This window comes from Shimia isoporae (genome assembly GCF_004346865.1).
In the GTDB taxonomy this organism is placed as follows: Bacteria; Pseudomonadota; Alphaproteobacteria; order Rhodobacterales; family Rhodobacteraceae; genus Shimia; species Shimia isoporae.
Window position 1 is genome coordinate 45,579 of record NZ_SMGR01000005.1, and the last position, 16,523, is coordinate 62,101.

Below are 16,523 nucleotides of genomic sequence, written 5' to 3' on the forward strand. Positions count from 1 at the left end.
AACCCCTTCGGATTACCCCAGCCTCATGTCCAAACGAACACTCCCCCGCCTGCTTCAGACCCCAGCCGTCCTTTTGCTGCTGATGTGGATGCTGGTGCCGTTGGGTATGACGCTCTACTTCTCATTCATTCGCTATGTCCTGAACAGCCTGCGACGTCCGGAATGGACAACGCCGAGCCTCAGCAACTGGCGCGGCTTCGGAAATTACGAATATGTCCTGTTCAAAGCCAAGGACTTCTGGTTCGCCGTACAGAACAGTGTCCTGATCGTCGGTTCCGTCATCATTCTGACCGTTGTGCTTGGCCTTGCAATTGCGGTTCTGATCAACCGGTCATTCCCCGGTCGCGGCATCGTGCGCGTGCTGCTCATCTCGCCCTTTTTCGTCATGCCAGCGGTCAACGCGGTCTTGTGGATCAACATGATCCTCGATCCGGTACTCGGTTTGAACGGCCTCGCCGTTGCCGGGCTCAATGAAATGATCGCAGGATTGAAGTCCTTCCCTGTCTTGGGTGGTTTCTTTTCGTTATGGCCCGAGATCGAACCAATCTCGTTCCGCGCCACGCAAACATCTGCAATTGCAGTGATCATCATGGTCACGTGGCAATGGACCCCGTTCGCCGTCCTTATTTTCATGACTTCGCTTCAATCTGAAGACCAGCAACAGAAAGAAGCGGCCATTCTGGACGGCGCCAATGCCTGGTCCATGTTCCGCAATCTCACATTGCCGCATCTGGGGCGTCCTATTGCGATCGTCGTGATGATCCAGGCGATCTTCCATCTGAGCCTTTATGCGGAAATCGAAATCGTCAGCCGCGGAAACGGCAACAAAAACCTGCCTTATCTGATCGGCGAATTCGCCACCAACAACATCGGCGCAGCCAGCGCCACCGGCATCATCGCCGTCATCTTGGCCAACATTGTTGCAATCTTCCTGCTGCGAATGGTCGGCAAGAGCCTGATGGACTGAGGAAAAATCACTATGGCAATCGTCGCTCAATCTTCCAAATTCGGCAAAGTCTTCTGGCCTGTTCTCGCTTGGACAGTCGCTCTGGTATTCTTCTTTCCGATCTTCTGGATGGTGTTCACCAGTTTCAAGACCGACGCCGATGCTGTGAAGCCGGAACACCTATTCGTTTTCAAGCCGACGCTCGAAAACTACCTCAATATGACCGAGAATTACGACTACTGGCGCTTTGCCATCAACTCGGTCATCACCTCGACCTTTGCCACCGCGCTGACCCTCGTTGTGGGTGTACCAGCAGCCTATGCCATGGCTTTTGATCCCTCCAAAGCTACCAAGGACATTCTGGTATGGATGCTCTCCACAAAGATGCTTCCCGCCGCTGCCGTGCTTTACCCGATGACCTTCCTCACCAAGAACTTCCTCGGCATCTACGACACCAAATTCCTGATCATCCTCGTGCTGAGCCTGATCAATCTGCCGATCGTGATCTGGATGCTCTTCACCTACTTCAAGGAAATCCCACGGGAAATTATCGAAGCCGGCAAAATGGATGGCGTCAGCACCTGGGGCGAGATCAAGGATATCCTTGTTCCACTTGCTTGGGGGGGCGTCGCCTCAACAGCGCTTCTTTGCTTCATATTCTGCTGGAACGAGGCCTACTGGACTGTGCGCCTGACGACGACAGAAGCCGCCACCCTTTCTAAACTCATCGAAGGCAACCGAGCGCCCGAAGGTCTCTTTTTTGGCCGCCTGTCCGCAGTGTCGACCGCTGCCGTCGGCCCGATCGTAGTCCTTGGTTGGTTCTGCCAGAAACAGCTGGTCCAGGGTCTGACATTCGGAGCCGTCAAATGATCCCGCAGGATGCAGCCCCCACCAGTCTGAAAGGCAAAACCTGCCTTGTCACCGGCGCCAACGGAGGCATCGGGTCTGCCGCCGCAGATCATTTCGCCGCGCTCGGAGCGCGGGTCATGACGACGGATGTCTCCGACAGCTACATGGGCGAGGCCGACGCAGACCATCGCGCGCTCGACCTTATGTCCGACCTTGGCCTTGCCGCCTGTCAGAAATGGATCGCCGAAGAGTGCCCTGATGTGCTTTTCAACAATGCTGCCGTCTTCGACATGGGAAGCATACTTCAAGCTGATCTCGAGCAATACGACCGGCTTTTTAGCCTCAATGTGCGCGCGATGTATGGCGTGATGCAGGGCGTGGCCCAAACACTCGTCAAAGTTGGCAAGGCCGGCTCGATCATCAACCTTGCAAGTCAGGCAGGCCATCGGGGTGAAGCGCTTGTTGCCCACTACTGCGCCTCAAAGGCCGCGGTCATAAGCTACACCCAGTCCGCGGCACTGGCGCTCGCCGAACACAAAATTCGCGTCAACGCAATAAGCCCCGGGGTGATCGACACCCCGATGTGGGAGCACGTCGACGGCCTTTTTGCAAAGTATGAAAACAAAGCCAAAGGCCAGAAAAAGCGAGAGGTCGGCGAGGCTGTTCCGCTCGGCTATATGGGCAAACCCTACGAGATCGCCCGCGTCGCCGTCTTCCTGGCCTCGGATCAATCGCAATATATGACCGCACAGACGCTCAGCGTCGATGGCGGCAACGTTCTTAGGATGTGAGCCCATGTCAATCATCCTGCCAGAATACGAATACGTCGATCGCGCCACCGAAACCATCCGGTATCTGGAACATGGCTGGCCGACTGACCTGTGCCGCTGGCACAGCCACGAGGAATATGAACTGCATCTGATCACGGCCACACGGGGCAAGGCTTTTGTCGGCGACTACATTGGCGATTTCAAACCCGGCGCGCTTTTTTTGACGGGCCCCAATCTACCGCACAATTGGGTGACCGATGAAATCACCAGTCCCGAGCCTGTGGAAATCCGCGACATGCTCGTGCAGTTCCATCCCGAAAACGTCAAAACCCTCACACAGGCTTTCCCGGAGTTCAACGAAATGAACGCCATGTGGGACGCGGCCAAATCAGGAATTGAATTTGTCGGGTTTGACCCGACATTTGCGCGCGGCCACTTTGAGCGCATCCGCAATACACGTGGCGCCGAACGCATCGCCGCCTTCATCCGCTTCCTCGTTCGGGTAAACGAGCACGCCGAGAAAAAAGTCCTTTCGGTCGCAAGCGTGACCCAACCGGAAGGCAACAGCAAACAGGCCCGCATTGGCAATGTTGTCGACCACATCGTCCAGAACTTCACTGAAGACATCTCGCTCGATCAAGCCGCCGACATGGCCAATATGAGCGTGGCTGCCTTCTCGCGAAACTTCCAGAAAGTCACTGGTAACCGCTTTGTAGAGTTTGTGAACCGCATTCGTATCGGCCACGCCTGCTCGATGCTCTATGCCACTGACGATCAGGTCTCGACGATCTGCTACGATGTCGGCTTTCAGAACCTCGCCAACTTCAACCGTCATTTCCTTAAGATGAAGGGAATGACCCCGACCGAGTACCGCGAAACCGCACGTGCGGAACTTGTCCGCAAGGAAAGGGTCGACTCATGACGCCGACTCTCTCGCGCAGCACATACGACATCTCCGCATGCCAACCCGGTATCGTGCATCTCGGGTATGGCGCTTTTCACCGGGCTCATCAGGCCGTTTTTGTAGACGCATACATGCAGGAAACAGGAGACCTGCGCTGGGGCATTGTGCCCGTCAACCTCCGCGCTTCCGAGGCAGGAGCCTTCGCAACCATGCAACAAGGCGGTGACGGCTATGTGCTGAAAACCACATCGCCCGAAGGCCAAGTTACCTTTCAACTGGTCCGCGCCCACATTGGCGCCGCAGACTGGTCAAAGAACGCGGAGGCAGCAGAGAACCTGTTGGATCTCCCGTCGGTGCATGCGGTCACCATTACCGTGACCGAAAGCGGCTATTACCTCGATGATGCCAATGAGGTCCTGAACCTGTCCGATCCGGTGATTGCGGCCGAGATCAACGGTGGCAATCCAAAATCCGTCTACGGTTTCCTCGCCAATGCTCTGCAAAGGCGTGCCAGTGGCAACGGTCAGCCCATAACGATTATGTGCTGCGACAACATTCGCGGCAACGGACGGATGTTGCAGCGTAGCCTCCTAAGTTACCTCTTCGCGACTGACCGCGCCGACCTCGCCAACTGGGTCCAAGCCAACGCCAGCTTTCCGAATTCTATGGTCGACCGCATCACTCCACGTGCTGCGGCCCATCTCGCGGCCGAGGTCGCCAAACACTTCCCCGACCACGCCTCTTCCCCGGTCAGCGGTGAGGCGTTCATCCAATGGGTTCTCGAAGACAACTTCGCAGGTCCGATGCCAGACCTGCCCCGCGCAGGGGTAGAGGTCGTTGCGGATGTCGACCCCTTTGAGGAGGCCAAAATTCGCATCCTTAACGGCGGTCATTCCGGTCTTTGCTATCTTGGCGCGCTCGCAGGGCACACAACGTTTGATGCCGCAATGCACGACCCTTCGCTGCTTCCGCATTTCGAAGGCTGGGAGTTTGAGAATATCCTGCCAGGGCTGACACTCGACCTGCCCTTTGACAAGGAAGCCTACACCCGCGAAGTCGCCGCCCGCTTTGGCAACATTGCAATTTCAGACCAATTGGAACGCATTTGTATGGACGGCTGGTCAAAGATGCCGATCTATATCCGCCCGACGCTGGCGTCTTGCCTGTCGCAGGGTATTTTACCGACCTATGGCTTTGATTGCGTCGCAAGCTGGTATGTTTTCGCACGCCGCAGTCTCTCAGGCACAATGCCAATCCCTTATCACGAACCATATTGGGAAAACCTGAAACCGCTTCTCTCAGAAGGTCAGGAAGAAGTTTTCGCCATTACGTCCGCCCTTTGGGGCGACCTGCCCGCCCTTTACTCAGACTTTGTGCCGGGGATTGTCTCGGCCATCAAAAGGATCGAAGAACAATGGCCAGTCTAACCGTCCGTGGCGTCACAAAATCCTACGGCGATGTTCAAGTGATGCACGGCATCGACCTCGATATTGCCGACGGAGAATTTGTCGTGTTTGTGGGCCCTTCCGGCTGTGGCAAATCCACTTTGCTTCGCATGATCGCAGGCCTCGAAGAGATCACAAGCGGCACAGTCGCCATTGGCGAGGAAGTGGTCAACGACGTTGCCCCAGCCAAGCGCGGCGTTGCCATGGTGTTCCAGACTTACGCGCTCTATCCGCACATGGATGTTTACAAAAACATGGCTTTTGGATTGCGGCAGGCAAAAACTCCGGAAGACGAAATCGACCGCCGCGTGCGCCAGGCCGCCGAGGTCCTGCACATCACCGACTATCTCGACCGCACGCCAAAGGCCCTGTCTGGCGGCCAGCGTCAACGCGTCGCCATCGGGCGCGCGATTGTGCGCGAACCCGAGGTATTCCTGTTTGACGAGCCCCTATCAAACCTTGATGCCGCCTTACGCGTTCAAACCCGCCTTGAAATCGCTCGTTTGCACGAGCGACTCGGCGCGACCATGATTTACGTGACCCACGATCAGGTCGAAGCCATGACGCTTGCGGACAAAATCGTTGTGCTGCGCGATGGACGCGTAGAACAGATTGGCAGCCCGATTACCCTCTACGAGAATCCGGTTAATACCTTTGTCGCGCAGTTCATTGGCAGCCCGAAGATGAACTTCTTTGCCCCCTCTGTCTTGGCCGACACCGCCTCATCGGAGGTGAAAAAAGGCTCTGACAACGACACAATCATCGGCATCCGTCCCGAACATTTCCGCATCTGTGACCCGTCCGAAGCCGTTATTTCGGCCAAACTCGAACTGCTTGAACACTTGGGGGAACACGTCCTTATTCATCTGATCGCAGACGACGGCACCGAATTCATCGCCAAATCGGAAACGCCCCCCACCGCCCAAAAAGGGGAATACCTCCCGCTAACGGCCGACGTCGGGCGGGTCCATTTTTTCGACAAGGCCAGCGGACAGTCTAAAGGCCGTTAAAAAAGGGGGCTCTTTGCCCCCTGCTCTCCGAACATCTCAGTCGAAGGTCGCTTGAATATTTGCCGACGTTTCCAAGAGGGCTTGTTCGATTACATCCCGGTGTTCGGCAAATCTTGACGAAGGCACCGGCACGGAAATGGCGTGCAGGTCGCCCGACCAATCCGAGAATGCAAAGCCAACCGCGGAGACTCCCGACGAGTGTTCGTCCATGTCATAAGCCAGCCCCGTTTGTCTCACCCCATGCAACTCCTGCAGAAAGGCCGTCTCGTCGGCTTTGGCGGCGTTTCGATCCCATTCGTTGCGGGCCAATTTGAGAGCTTCACCCTCTTCTAGTGCCGCGAGGCAGGCTTTACCGTTTGCCGTTGTGGTTAGCGGAAAGACTTCCCCGACTTGAGAAATCGTGGTGAGACGATGGGTGCCGGGCACCTGATCCAGAAACACCATGCCGATGCCGCGCATAACCGCAAGGTCCGTTGTCTCGCCCGTCTTGTGGGTCAATTCGGTCAACAACAAGCGACAATGCTCCACGATGTTGTACTGCGCAGCCCCCGCCAAAGCCGCAAGCTCCGGTCCGAGCACGAGCCCCCGTCCCTGCGGCGCGCTGATCACCAGGTTTTCCTCAATCAAAGCGCTGGTGATTCTCTGCACCGTAGAGCGGGGCAAATCGACCCGCGATGCGATCTGCCCGAGGCTCAACCCCATTTGCGTATCTTTCAAAGCGCGCATGATTGCCGCTGCCCGAGAAATGACCTGAATTCCAGATTTTTGATTTTTCTCATCTAATTCAGTCATTTAAATTCTTCTCCAGGTCAAAATCGGCGACACTTTTGTCCGCCGGCTGTCAAATTACTGTACCGCAATACGGGTCATGTCAACCGCATTGTGAACTTTTTTGTTGACCGCATTGCGATGCATCTGCATCACTAAGCGGGACAGGTGGGAGGAGCCACCCTGACAATTTGAACAACGAAACGCCGTCCCTTCGGCGAACAGAGGAGATATGCCTGATGGTTGAAATCCGCGGCATCGAGTTCCAGGCGAACACTGACAACGACATGGGAATCGAGTTCTACAACCTGAGCCATCGCTTCGGTTTCCAATGCCCGAACTGGCCTTACTTCAAAGACGTACAGATCGACCGGAAGCACTACATGGCCAAATCCGGCGTGTTGTCCCAGACGATCACAACCACCATGCACGTGACGACGCACATCGACGCGCCGGCCCACGTCGTGCAGGGCACACCGTTCATCGACGAAGTACCTTTGCCCCATTTCTTTGGCTCCGGCATCGTGGTGAGCATCCCGAAGAAAAAATGGGAACCCATAACGGCAGACGATCTGGAAAAGGCCTGCGGTCACGCCATTCGCCCCGGCGACGTGCTGATCATCAACACGGGTTGGCACAAGGAGTACGAAGACGGAGATTATTTCGCCTACTGCCCCGGTCTCGTGAAATCCGCGGGAGAGTGGATGGTCGAAAAAGGTATCAAGGTCGTCGGCCACGACACGCAGGCCAATGACCACCCGCTTGCCACCGCCATCGGCCCACAGCGCAACGGCCCGATCATGCCCCACCTTGAGCAGGAGTATTTCGAATGGTCCGGTGGCCGTGACTGGAAAGACGATTTTCCGGAATGGGAGCCGGTGCACAACGTCCTGTTCAACAACGGCATTCTCGGCATCGAAAACGTTGGCGGCGATCTGGACGCTGTCACCGGCAAGCGCTGCACATTCGCCTTTTTCCCATGGAACTGGGATCGCGGCGACGGCTGCATCATCCGCCTCGTGGCGATGATCGACAAAGGACAGCAGTATCGCATCGAAGCAGGCGAAAACTTCTGATTTCCACCCCGACTGGCCGCCGCCAACGGTGGCGGCCTCTTTTCCAAGGACAGGCAAAATGCACGTCAAACGCTTTCAGGATGCGCAAGCATACGACGCCCCGAACCATTTCGGCTGCCATGGCCTACGCCTTCAGGGTTTTGAGGAAAACGGGCCTCAAAACCAGTGGATTGGCTTCAGCCAGTTTCTACCGGGCGGCGGCGCGGGACCGGACAGCACTCCCTTTGAAAAAGTCTATGTGGTCCTTGAAGGCGAAATGACCGTGATCATCGAAGGTCAGGAAACCGTGCTCGGCCAATACGACAGCTGCACAATCCCGCCCGATGAAGTGCGTACGATCGAAAACCGCCGCAACGACATCTGCAAGATGCTCGTTGTGATCCCCTACCCGCCCGCAGCTCAACCGGAGACCAAATGATGACCGTGATGGCCGACCCTCTCTCCATGTTCAACGTTGATGGCCAGGTTGCCCTGATCACCGGTGCCTCAGGAGCATTCGGCATGGTCGCAGCCCGCATTCTCGCCGGCGCCGGCTGCAAACTGGTTCTTGCCGCAGGCAACCAGTCCGCGCTGGATGATATCACTGCAGAGTGCCGTGAAATGGGCGCGGATGTTGTCGCCCTGAACGTCCGGCCCAGCGACGAAGCCGCCTGCGAAACACTCGTGCAGGAGGCAGTCCGGGCTTTCGGCCAACTCGACATTCTTGTTGTCGCATCCGGTATGAACAAGGTTGCCTTGATCAACGACATGGCGCCGGAAACCTTCACAGGTGTGATGGACGCAAATGTCACGCAATCCTGGCTTCTGGCGCGTTCGGCCGCCGGACAGATGAAAGCGCAGGGCAACGGCGGGAAAATTGTTCTGGTTTCCTCGGCACGCGGTCTTCTGGGACACCCTGCTGGCTATACAGCTTACTGCGCATCTAAAGCCGCAGTGGATGGCATCACAAAGGCACTGGGCTGCGAACTCGGCCCGACGGGCATCACCGTTAATGCCATCGCGCCCACCGTATTCCGGTCACCGCTTACCGCCTGGATGTACGAAGACACCGACGAGGCAACAAAGGTCCGCAACGGCTTCCTCGCGCGTGTGCCCAAAGGCCGCCTTGGCGAACCCGAGGATCTGGCTGGCCCACTCCTGTTCCTCGCCTCCAAGGCATCCGATTTCTACACAGGGCATATCCTTTATGCCGACGGCGGCTACACGGCGGGCTGATTGATGACACGCTCAGAAAACATCGCAGTCATCGGCGCCGGTCTCATGGGGCACGGGATTGCACTGACCATGGCTCGCGCGGGTCATTCTGTTACGATCACCGACCCGATTGACACCGCCCGCGAGACCGTAAAGGACCGCGTTGCGCAAAGCCTGTCAGCTATGGGCTGTTCTCCGGCCGAGACAGCTCGCACGCTGCCACGTATCTTTGTGAAATCTACCACAGCAGGTGCTGTCGCGACGGCGTCTGTCGTGTTCGAGGCGGCGCCTGAGAAAATGGCGCTGAAACAGTCGATCTTTGCCGAGATCGAGGCCCACGCCTCTGAAACCTGCATTCTGGCGTCCAACACGTCGGTCATGCCCATAACCGAAATCATGACAGGCCTGCGCCTGAAATCCCGCGCCCTAGGCACCCACTGGTGGAACCCGCCGCACATGATCCCGTTGGTAGAAGTCATAAAGACTGCCGACACGGATCCTTCCGTCGCACAAAGGATGTTTGATCTCCTGCACGGCGCGTCAAAAACACCGGTGATGGTCGAAAAGGACGTACCTGGCTTTATCGGAAACCGCCTTCAACACGCCCTCTGGAGGGAAGCCGTCAGTCTGGTTGAGAACGGCATCTGCGACGCTGAAGCTGTTGATACAGTTATCAAATCCAGCTTTGGAAGACGGCTGGCCGTGCTCGGCCCGCTGGAAAACGCAGATCTCGTGGGCACGGACCTCACTCTCGATATTCACGAAAACGTCCTGCACGACATCGAGGCGCGACAAGGTCCGTCTCCCTATCTGCAAACCCTCGTAGCCGAGGGAAACCTCGGCATGAAATCGGGACAAGGATTCCGCAGTTGGTCCGACGAAGAAGCCAACGCGGTGCGGGCGCGTGTCGCCAGCCACCTCACCAAACTCGAGACCATTCTGGATACCTGAAAATCACCCGGCGGGGAGGCCGGGACAAGGGAGGACCACATGACGAAGACTTTCAGAAAACCCTCACGCCGCGCATTTCTTGCCGGAGCCACCGCGGCGCTTGCGACGCCGGCCTTGCTGAAGTCCACGCGGGCCTACGCGGCCACGCCAACACTCAAAGTGGGGCATGTCAGCCCGCGCACCGGCCCGCTCGCCGGATTTGCCGAAGCCGATGACTTCGTGCTCAAGGGCATCGAAGCCGCCATGTCTGCCGGACTGGAAAACAACGGCAAGAACTGGAATATCGAGATCATCTCGAAGGATAGCCAGTCTAACCCGAACCGCGCCGCCGAAGTCGCGGCCGACCTGATCCTGGGCGAGGAAGTCGACATTATCGTCGCCGCTTCCACACCGGACACGGTGAACCCCGTTTCTGATCAGGCTGAAATCAACGAAGTGCCTTGCATCACGACAGACTGCCCATGGCAGCCTTACTTCTTTGGCCGCAACGGCGTTCCCGGCGAAGGCTTCGCCTCCACCTACCACTTCTTCTGGGGCCTCGAAGACGTGATCGGCGCTTTTCTCGACATGTGGGGGCAATCGGGTGCTGCCAAGAAAGTTGGTGGACTTTTCCCCAACGACGCCGACGGCAACGCCTGGGGCGACAAGGAACTGGGTCTGCCGAAACCTCTCGCCGCGGCTGGCTACGATCTCATCGATCCGGGCCGCTATCAGCCACTTTCCGACGACTTCTCCAACTACATAGCTGCCTTCAAGGACGCCGGCTGCGAAATCGTCACCGGCAACATGATCCCGCCTGACTTCGCGACCTTCTGGGCGCAGGCCGCTCAACAGGGTTTCAATCCCAAAGTGGTTACCATTGGCAAAGCCCTTCTCTTCCCGTCCGTCATAGAAAGTCTCGGCGACCGTGGCGACGGCCTGACATCCGAGGTCTGGTGGTCCCCCAACCACCCGTTCGCCTCCTCATTGACAGGCGCATCAGCCAAGGATCTGGCAATGGGCTACACTTCGGAAAGCGGTCGCCCATGGACCCAGCCCATCGGGTTCAAACACGCCCTGTTCGAAGTGGTCGCGGACGTCGTGAAACGCGCCGAAGATCTTGAAGATCCGGAAGCGATCGTTGCCGCCATCGCCGGCACCAATCTCGACACAATTGTTGGCCCCGTGAACTGGGCTAACGGCCCGATCAACAACGTCACCAAAACACCGCTTGTGGCCGGCCAGTGGCAGAAGGCGGGAGATGCCTTCGAGTTGCAGGTGGTCGCCAATGCCAATGCTCCGGAAATTCCGGTCACGGCCGATCTGAAGCTGCTTGGCTGATATTCCCAAGCACTTCCGTCGCGCGGCGCCAAGGTCCCTCGGTGCCGCGCACATCAAAAGAGCAGACAATGACACCACTCCTCAAACTCACCAACCTGCAAAAAGCGTTCGGCGCGGTCACTGTGGCCGACAATCAAAGTTACGAAGTCATGCCCGGCGATGCATTGGGTGTGCTGGGCCCTAACGGGGCTGGCAAAACGTCAATGTTCAATCTGATCACTGGCACGCTCAAACCAAATGGCGGATCGATCCACTTTGACGGCAAAGACATCACCAATTGGAGCGCCGCCAGACGCAGCCACTCCGGCATTGCGCGCAGCTTTCAGGTGCCGCAACCGTTTTCCGGCATGACTGTCTTTGAAAACGCGATGATCGCCGCCACACAGTCTGCGGGACTGCACGGCCATGCTGCGGAAACGCTCTGTCTCGACGTGCTCGATCAAACCGGGCTGATGTCCAAGGCCAATGTGCTGGCCGGAAGTTTGACCTTGCTGGAACGCAAGCGCCTTGAGTTGACCCGCGCTCTTTGCACCACCCCCAAACTCTTGCTGCTCGATGAAATCGCAGGTGGTTTGACCGAGGCGGAATGCCAGTCGCTCATAAAAACGATCAAGGACATTCACGCCGGTGGCGTAACCATCATCTGGATCGAACATGTCGTACACGCGCTGCTCTCGGTGGTCGATCGCCTGATCGTAGTGGATTTCGGCAAGCTGATCGCCGAAGGCCCTCCAAAGGACATCATGGAAAGCCCGCAGGTCAAAGAAATCTATCTGGGGATCGAAGCCGATGCCTGAGACCATTCTCATTATGAACGGGCTAAACGCCCACTACGGCGACTTTCAAGCTCTCTACGGCGTAGACATGCACATCGACGCCGGCGAGATTCTCGCCATCATCGGAGCCAACGGAGCGGGCAAAACAACGCTGATGCGCTCCATCACCGGACTGCTGAAAAACGGCGCGAACCAGATACTGCATGCGGGTGCCGACATCGGTGGACTGCGCGCAGACGAAATCGCCACACGCGGTATCGCCATGGTGCCGGAAGGTCGCCAGCTCTTTCCCTCCTTGTCGGTAAAGGAAAACCTGATGATCGGCGCGCAAGTCGGGCGTAAGGGCCCATGGGATTTGCAGGCGGTCTACAAACTCTTCCCCATTCTGGAAGAACGCAAGGACCAGCAGTCCACATCGCTGTCGGGAGGCCAGCAACAAATGGTCGCCATCGGCCGCGCCCTGATGTCCAACCCCGATCTTATCCTTTTTGACGAGATCAGCCTCGGCCTAGCACCGGTCATCATCAAAGACATCTACCGCGCTCTGCCCGGCATCATCGGCGAAGGCATGAGCGCCATCATTGTAGAGCAAGACATCGCACAGGCGCTGAAAGTCTCCTCAAGGGTCTACTGCCTCCAAGAAGGCCGCGTCTCGCTCGAAGGCGCATCTGACACAGTTTCGCGCGAGGAAATTTCCCGCGCCTATTTCGGGATCGAATAATATGGATTGGCTGAACGCAATCGTGCAAGGCACGCTTCTGGGCGGTCTCTATGCCCTCTTCGCGGCTGGTTTGTCGCTGATTTTCGGCGTCATGCGACTCGTTAATATCGCGCACGGCGATCTCATCGTACTCGGCGCGTACCTCGGCCTGACCGTGACCACGGCCACGGGACTGCACCCGCTGATGGCGCTCGCCATCGTCGTACCGGCCATGGCCCTCATCGGCTACGTCCTGCAACGCGGACTGCTCAACCAGACGCTCGGTGATGATCTGTTGCCGCCGCTTCTGGTCACATTCGGCCTCAGCGTTATCATTCAGAATGCCCTTCTCGAAGGCTACACTGCCGACCCGCAAAAACTCTCGGCCGGAGGACTGGAAACCGCCAGCTTCGCCGTCGGCGGCCTCACCCTCGGCGTGTTGCCTGCCGTGACCTTTGCCATTGCGATTGCCGTGATCTGGGGGCTGCAATGGGTGTTTTACCACACCGCTCTCGGTCGCGCCTTCCGTGCTGTGTCCGACAATCAGGACATCGCGCAACTGATGGGCTTAAACAAACGCCACATATTCGGTCTCGCTATGGCCCTTGCCCTGGCTGTCACGGCGGTTGCAGGCATCCTTCTGGGCATCCGCACAAGCTTCGATCCCTCAATCGGCGGCGGCCGCCTGATCTTCGGCTTCGAAGCCGTCATCATTGGCGGGCTGGGCAATCTTTGGGGCACTTTGGCCGGTGGCGTCATCCTCGGCGTGGCCCAAACGATCGGAGCGAAAATCGATCCCGGCTGGCAAATTCTCGCAGGCCACATCGCCTTCCTGATCATTCTCGCCGTACGCCCCAACGGCCTCTTCCCGAGGATTTCAGCATGAACACCACCCCCTATTCCGTAACCCGATCCTCACAAGCCGCCCGCATCGCGGCCATTCTCGGCGCAGTCACTCTGGTTGTCTTGATCGCCGCGCCCTGGTGGGCCGGTCGCGCCGACATGCGCCTGATGGGAGAACTCTTCCTGTATCTGTCGCTGGCCACGCTCTGGAATCTCATGGCCGGATATGCCGGTCTGGTATCGGTCGGCCAACAGGCCTACGTCGGCTTTGGCGGTTACATGCTCTTTGCCCTAACCATGTTCGGCGGGCTGCATCCGCTTGCCGCAATCGCACTCGCGGGCATTCTGGGCGCTCTGATCTCCATTCCGGTCGCCGTGCTGATCTTTCGTCTGCGTGGCGCTTACTTTGCCATTGGCACCTGGGTCATCGCCGAAGTCTTCCGGCTTGGCTTTGCACAGGTCTCTGCACTTGGCGGCGGCTCCGGTTCCTCTCTGCCAGTGGCGATCGTAAAGTCGTTGGCATCCAAACGCGCCATGCGCGAAAGCCTTTCCTACTGGCTGGCACTTGGCGCCGCAGTGCTTGTGATCTCCGCGGTCTACCTGTTCCTGCGCTCCCGCAAAGGGCTTGCCCTAACTGCGATCCGCGACAACGAAATGGCGGCCAGCAGCCTTGGTATCGACATATGGCGCACAAAATTCATCGTCTACGTCGTGACCTCGGCCTTCACAGCCATGATCGGCGCTTTGATCTTCCTACAGAAGTTGCGCATCTCGCCGGATGCCGCGTTCTCCGTGAACGACTGGACCGCTTTTGTGATCTTTATCGTCGTGATCGGGGGCATCGGCACCATCGAAGGTCCGATCATAGGCACTCTTGTCTTCTTCCTGCTGCGAGAAACGCTGGCCGACCTTGGCACCACCTACCTGATCGTTCTCGGCGTTGTGGCGATTGTGGTCATGCTCAAGGCCCCCAAAGGCATTTGGGGTCTGATCCGCAGCCGCTTCGAACTCCAGATATTTCCCCTCGGCTATCGCGTCACCAAACGCAACTGACACTAAGGAGCCGCCCCAATGGCCAAGCAAAAAACCATCATCACCTGCGCAATAACCGGCGCAATTCATACCCCCACGATGTCCGATGCGTTGCCTTACACCTATGACGACATTGCCCAACAGGCGATGGACGCTGCCGAGGCCGGGGCTTCCATCCTCCATCTGCATGCTCGCGACAACGAAACCGGTGCGCCTTCGGTAGACCCAAACGACTTTGCTCCCTTCCTGCCGCGCATCAAACAGGCGACCGACGCCGTCCTCAACATCTCCACCGGCGGTTCGCTAACCCTCTCCATTCAAGACCGCATCACTCCGGCAAAAACCTTCTCGCCGGAAATGTGCTCCATGAACATGGGGTCGATGAACTTTTCGTTTCACCCTTTGGCAAATCGCTACAAAGACGACGACTGGAAGTTCGACTGGGAAAAAGACTACGTCGCCAACTCGGATCAGAATATCTTTCGCAACACCTTCCGCGACATCAAGGAAGCTGCCGATACACTGGCTCCGCACGACATCAAATTCGAGCACGAATGCTATGACGTCGGACATCTGTACAACCTGAAATTCTGCATGGACATCGGCCTCTTCAAAGCCCCGATCTTCATCCAGTTTATCTTCGGCATTCTTGGTGGCATTGGCCCCGAAGTCGACAACCTGATCTTCATGAAACGCACCGCCGACCGACTGTTTGGCGACGACTATCGCTGGTCCGTACTCGGCGCAGGTGGAGCCCAGATGTCACTGGCCACCACCGCCAGCCAAATGGGCGGCAATTTGCGTGTTGGCCTTGAGGACAGCCTCTTCCTGTCACGCGGCAAACTCGCTGAAAGTAATGCCGCGCAGGTCTCGAAGATACGCCGCATCGTCGAAGACCTCGGATGTGAAGTGGCCACGCCGGACGAGGCGCGCGAGATTCTGGATCTCAAAGGCGGGGATCGCGTGAATTTCTGACCCGTGAGGATCTTGCGGTCATCGTTTCACCGATGACCGCTACAAACGCACGCAGGCACCTAAATAGCTGCCACGGCACGCCTTATGTGCGCTTTCAAACCGGCCACGAGATCGGTTTCAACCTGACCATGGCGGCGCAATATACCTATGCTGCGCGACAGACGCTGATCGGCGAACGGTACGAAATGCACATCAGCCGCCTTTCCCGCAGACTCCGGAACAAGGGCAACTCCGAGACCTTCCTGAACCATCTCAAGCGCGGTCGAAGTCCGCCCGACTTCGATTTGCCAAACCGCCGTTTGTCGCGCGCGCGCCATCGCCTCATCTATCAGCAAACGGTTGCCCGTGCCGCGCGCGGGCAAGATTAGAGCCTCCTTTTGGAAGTCCCCCCAGTCCACCTGAGATTTCGTTTTCAACGGGTGCTTAGCGGGCACCGCCAAAACAATGCTTTCGTCAAAAAGCGGGTCGAATTCGATCGCCGGATCCAGTGCCGGAATAGACGAGATCCCGAAATCGGCATCACCCTCTGCGACGGCTTCCGCAACCTCATTCGCCGGTACGTCGATCACCCTGATCCTTGCCGATGGCCTACGCCCCCCGAACGCCTTGAGTGCAGGTATCACAATCCGCCCGATCACCGTCGGAATGCTTGCAACCGTGATTACGGTGTTGCGTTGATGGGCAAATGCCACGCTTTCGTCCCGCATGGCGCGCGCCGTTTCCTCAGCATCCTGCAAAATTGCCTCCGCCCGCGCCTGCAAACGCTTTGCCGCAAGCGTGGGTTTTACGGCGCGTGTGGTGCGTTCGAAGAGTTGGCTGTCCAACGCCTCTTCCAACTTCTGGATACGCCGCGTCACGGCAGACTGAGAGAGATTAAGACGCTCGGAGGCGGCGTGGAACGACCCGGTTTCCTTCACGGCGAGAAACGCTTCCAGATCGCCGAAATCATAATTGATGCTCATGG

General features: G+C 57.7%; 18 protein-coding genes. 16 read left to right on the forward strand and 2 right to left on the reverse strand.

All coding sequences use genetic code 11. The annotated features are described in order from the left end of the window. Positions 1-25: 25 nt before the first annotated feature. Genes BXY66_RS18490 through BXY66_RS18515 form a run of 6 tightly spaced genes read left to right on the forward strand, consistent with a single transcriptional unit; the run spans position 26 to position 5,924 of the window. On the forward strand, positions 26-967 hold the full coding sequence (locus tag BXY66_RS18490; RefSeq protein ID WP_132861896.1) for a carbohydrate ABC transporter permease: 942 nt from the start codon (positions 26-28) through the stop codon (positions 965-967). Positions 968-979: 12 nt separating this feature from the next. Beyond that, a complete protein-coding gene (locus BXY66_RS18495; protein WP_132861897.1) occupies positions 980-1,816 on the forward strand; it encodes a carbohydrate ABC transporter permease in 837 nt (278 codons plus the stop codon). Continuing rightward, positions 1,813-2,586 (forward strand): SDR family oxidoreductase, encoded by a 774-nt coding sequence (locus BXY66_RS18500; protein WP_132861898.1) that lies wholly within the window; start codon positions 1,813-1,815, stop codon positions 2,584-2,586. Before BXY66_RS18495 ends, BXY66_RS18500 begins: the two co-directional genes overlap by 4 nt. Positions 2,587-2,590: 4 nt before the next feature. After that, positions 2,591-3,487 (forward strand): helix-turn-helix domain-containing protein, encoded by an 897-nt coding sequence (locus BXY66_RS18505; RefSeq protein ID WP_132861899.1) that lies wholly within the window; start codon positions 2,591-2,593, stop codon positions 3,485-3,487. Next, positions 3,484-4,896 carry a mannitol dehydrogenase family protein gene (locus BXY66_RS18510; RefSeq protein ID WP_132861900.1) on the forward strand — a complete coding sequence of 471 codons (1,413 nt, stop codon included), beginning with the start codon at positions 3,484-3,486 and terminating at the stop codon, positions 4,894-4,896. The genes BXY66_RS18505 and BXY66_RS18510 overlap by 4 nt, the downstream gene beginning before the upstream one ends. Then, positions 4,884-5,924 carry an ABC transporter ATP-binding protein gene (locus tag BXY66_RS18515; RefSeq protein WP_132861901.1) on the forward strand — a complete coding sequence of 347 codons (1,041 nt, stop codon included), beginning with the start codon at positions 4,884-4,886 and terminating at the stop codon, positions 5,922-5,924. Before BXY66_RS18510 ends, BXY66_RS18515 begins: the two co-directional genes overlap by 13 nt. A gap of 36 nt (positions 5,925-5,960) precedes the next feature. Here BXY66_RS18515 and BXY66_RS18520 read toward each other — a convergent pair whose 3' ends face one another. Continuing rightward, positions 5,961-6,716: an IclR family transcriptional regulator gene (locus BXY66_RS18520; RefSeq protein WP_132861902.1), complete on the reverse strand. Its 756-nt coding sequence runs from the start codon at positions 6,714-6,716 to the stop codon at positions 5,961-5,963. 215 nt (positions 6,717-6,931) lie between these two features. Here BXY66_RS18520 and BXY66_RS18525 point away from each other — a divergent pair, with 215 nt between their 5' ends. From BXY66_RS18525 to kce, 10 genes are all read left to right on the forward strand, one after another. Then, positions 6,932-7,768: a cyclase family protein gene (locus BXY66_RS18525; RefSeq protein ID WP_165929246.1), complete on the forward strand. Its 837-nt coding sequence runs from the start codon at positions 6,932-6,934 to the stop codon at positions 7,766-7,768. Between the two features lie 58 nt (positions 7,769-7,826). Next, on the forward strand, positions 7,827-8,186 hold the full coding sequence (locus BXY66_RS18530; RefSeq protein WP_132861903.1) for a cupin domain-containing protein: 360 nt from the start codon (positions 7,827-7,829) through the stop codon (positions 8,184-8,186). Beyond that, positions 8,183-8,983, forward strand: a complete 801-nt coding sequence (locus BXY66_RS18535; protein WP_132861904.1) for an SDR family NAD(P)-dependent oxidoreductase — start codon at positions 8,183-8,185, stop codon at positions 8,981-8,983. The genes BXY66_RS18530 and BXY66_RS18535 overlap by 4 nt, the downstream gene beginning before the upstream one ends. A 3-nt stretch (positions 8,984-8,986) precedes the next feature. Next, complete coding sequence (locus BXY66_RS18540; RefSeq protein WP_132861905.1) at positions 8,987-9,913, forward strand: 3-hydroxyacyl-CoA dehydrogenase family protein; 927 nt, start codon at positions 8,987-8,989, stop codon at positions 9,911-9,913. 39 nt (positions 9,914-9,952) lie between these two features. Continuing rightward, positions 9,953-11,233, forward strand: a complete 1,281-nt coding sequence (locus BXY66_RS18545) for an ABC transporter substrate-binding protein (protein WP_132861906.1) — start codon at positions 9,953-9,955, stop codon at positions 11,231-11,233. A gap of 68 nt (positions 11,234-11,301) precedes the next feature. Continuing rightward, positions 11,302-12,030, forward strand: coding sequence for an ABC transporter ATP-binding protein (locus BXY66_RS18550; protein WP_132861907.1), 729 nt, complete (start codon positions 11,302-11,304; stop codon positions 12,028-12,030). Beyond that, on the forward strand, positions 12,023-12,730 hold the full coding sequence (locus BXY66_RS18555; RefSeq protein WP_132861908.1) for an ABC transporter ATP-binding protein: 708 nt from the start codon (positions 12,023-12,025) through the stop codon (positions 12,728-12,730). Before BXY66_RS18550 ends, BXY66_RS18555 begins: the two co-directional genes overlap by 8 nt. 1 nt (position 12,731) lies before the next feature. Next, on the forward strand, positions 12,732-13,595 hold the full coding sequence (locus tag BXY66_RS18560; RefSeq protein WP_132861909.1) for a branched-chain amino acid ABC transporter permease: 864 nt from the start codon (positions 12,732-12,734) through the stop codon (positions 13,593-13,595). Then, positions 13,592-14,605: a branched-chain amino acid ABC transporter permease gene (locus BXY66_RS18565; RefSeq protein WP_132861910.1), complete on the forward strand. Its 1,014-nt coding sequence runs from the start codon at positions 13,592-13,594 to the stop codon at positions 14,603-14,605. The genes BXY66_RS18560 and BXY66_RS18565 overlap by 4 nt, the downstream gene beginning before the upstream one ends. 18 nt (positions 14,606-14,623) lie before the next feature. Then, on the forward strand, positions 14,624-15,559 hold the full coding sequence (kce, locus tag BXY66_RS18570) for a 3,5-dioxohexanoate:acetyl-CoA acetone transferase (RefSeq protein ID WP_132861911.1): 936 nt from the start codon (positions 14,624-14,626) through the stop codon (positions 15,557-15,559). Between the two features lie 59 nt (positions 15,560-15,618). Here the strand turns inward: kce and BXY66_RS18575 are convergent, their stop codons facing one another. Further along, entirely contained in the window at positions 15,619-16,521 is a 903-nt protein-coding gene (locus tag BXY66_RS18575) for a LysR family transcriptional regulator (protein WP_132861912.1), read from the reverse strand. Positions 16,522-16,523 lie beyond the last annotated feature (2 nt).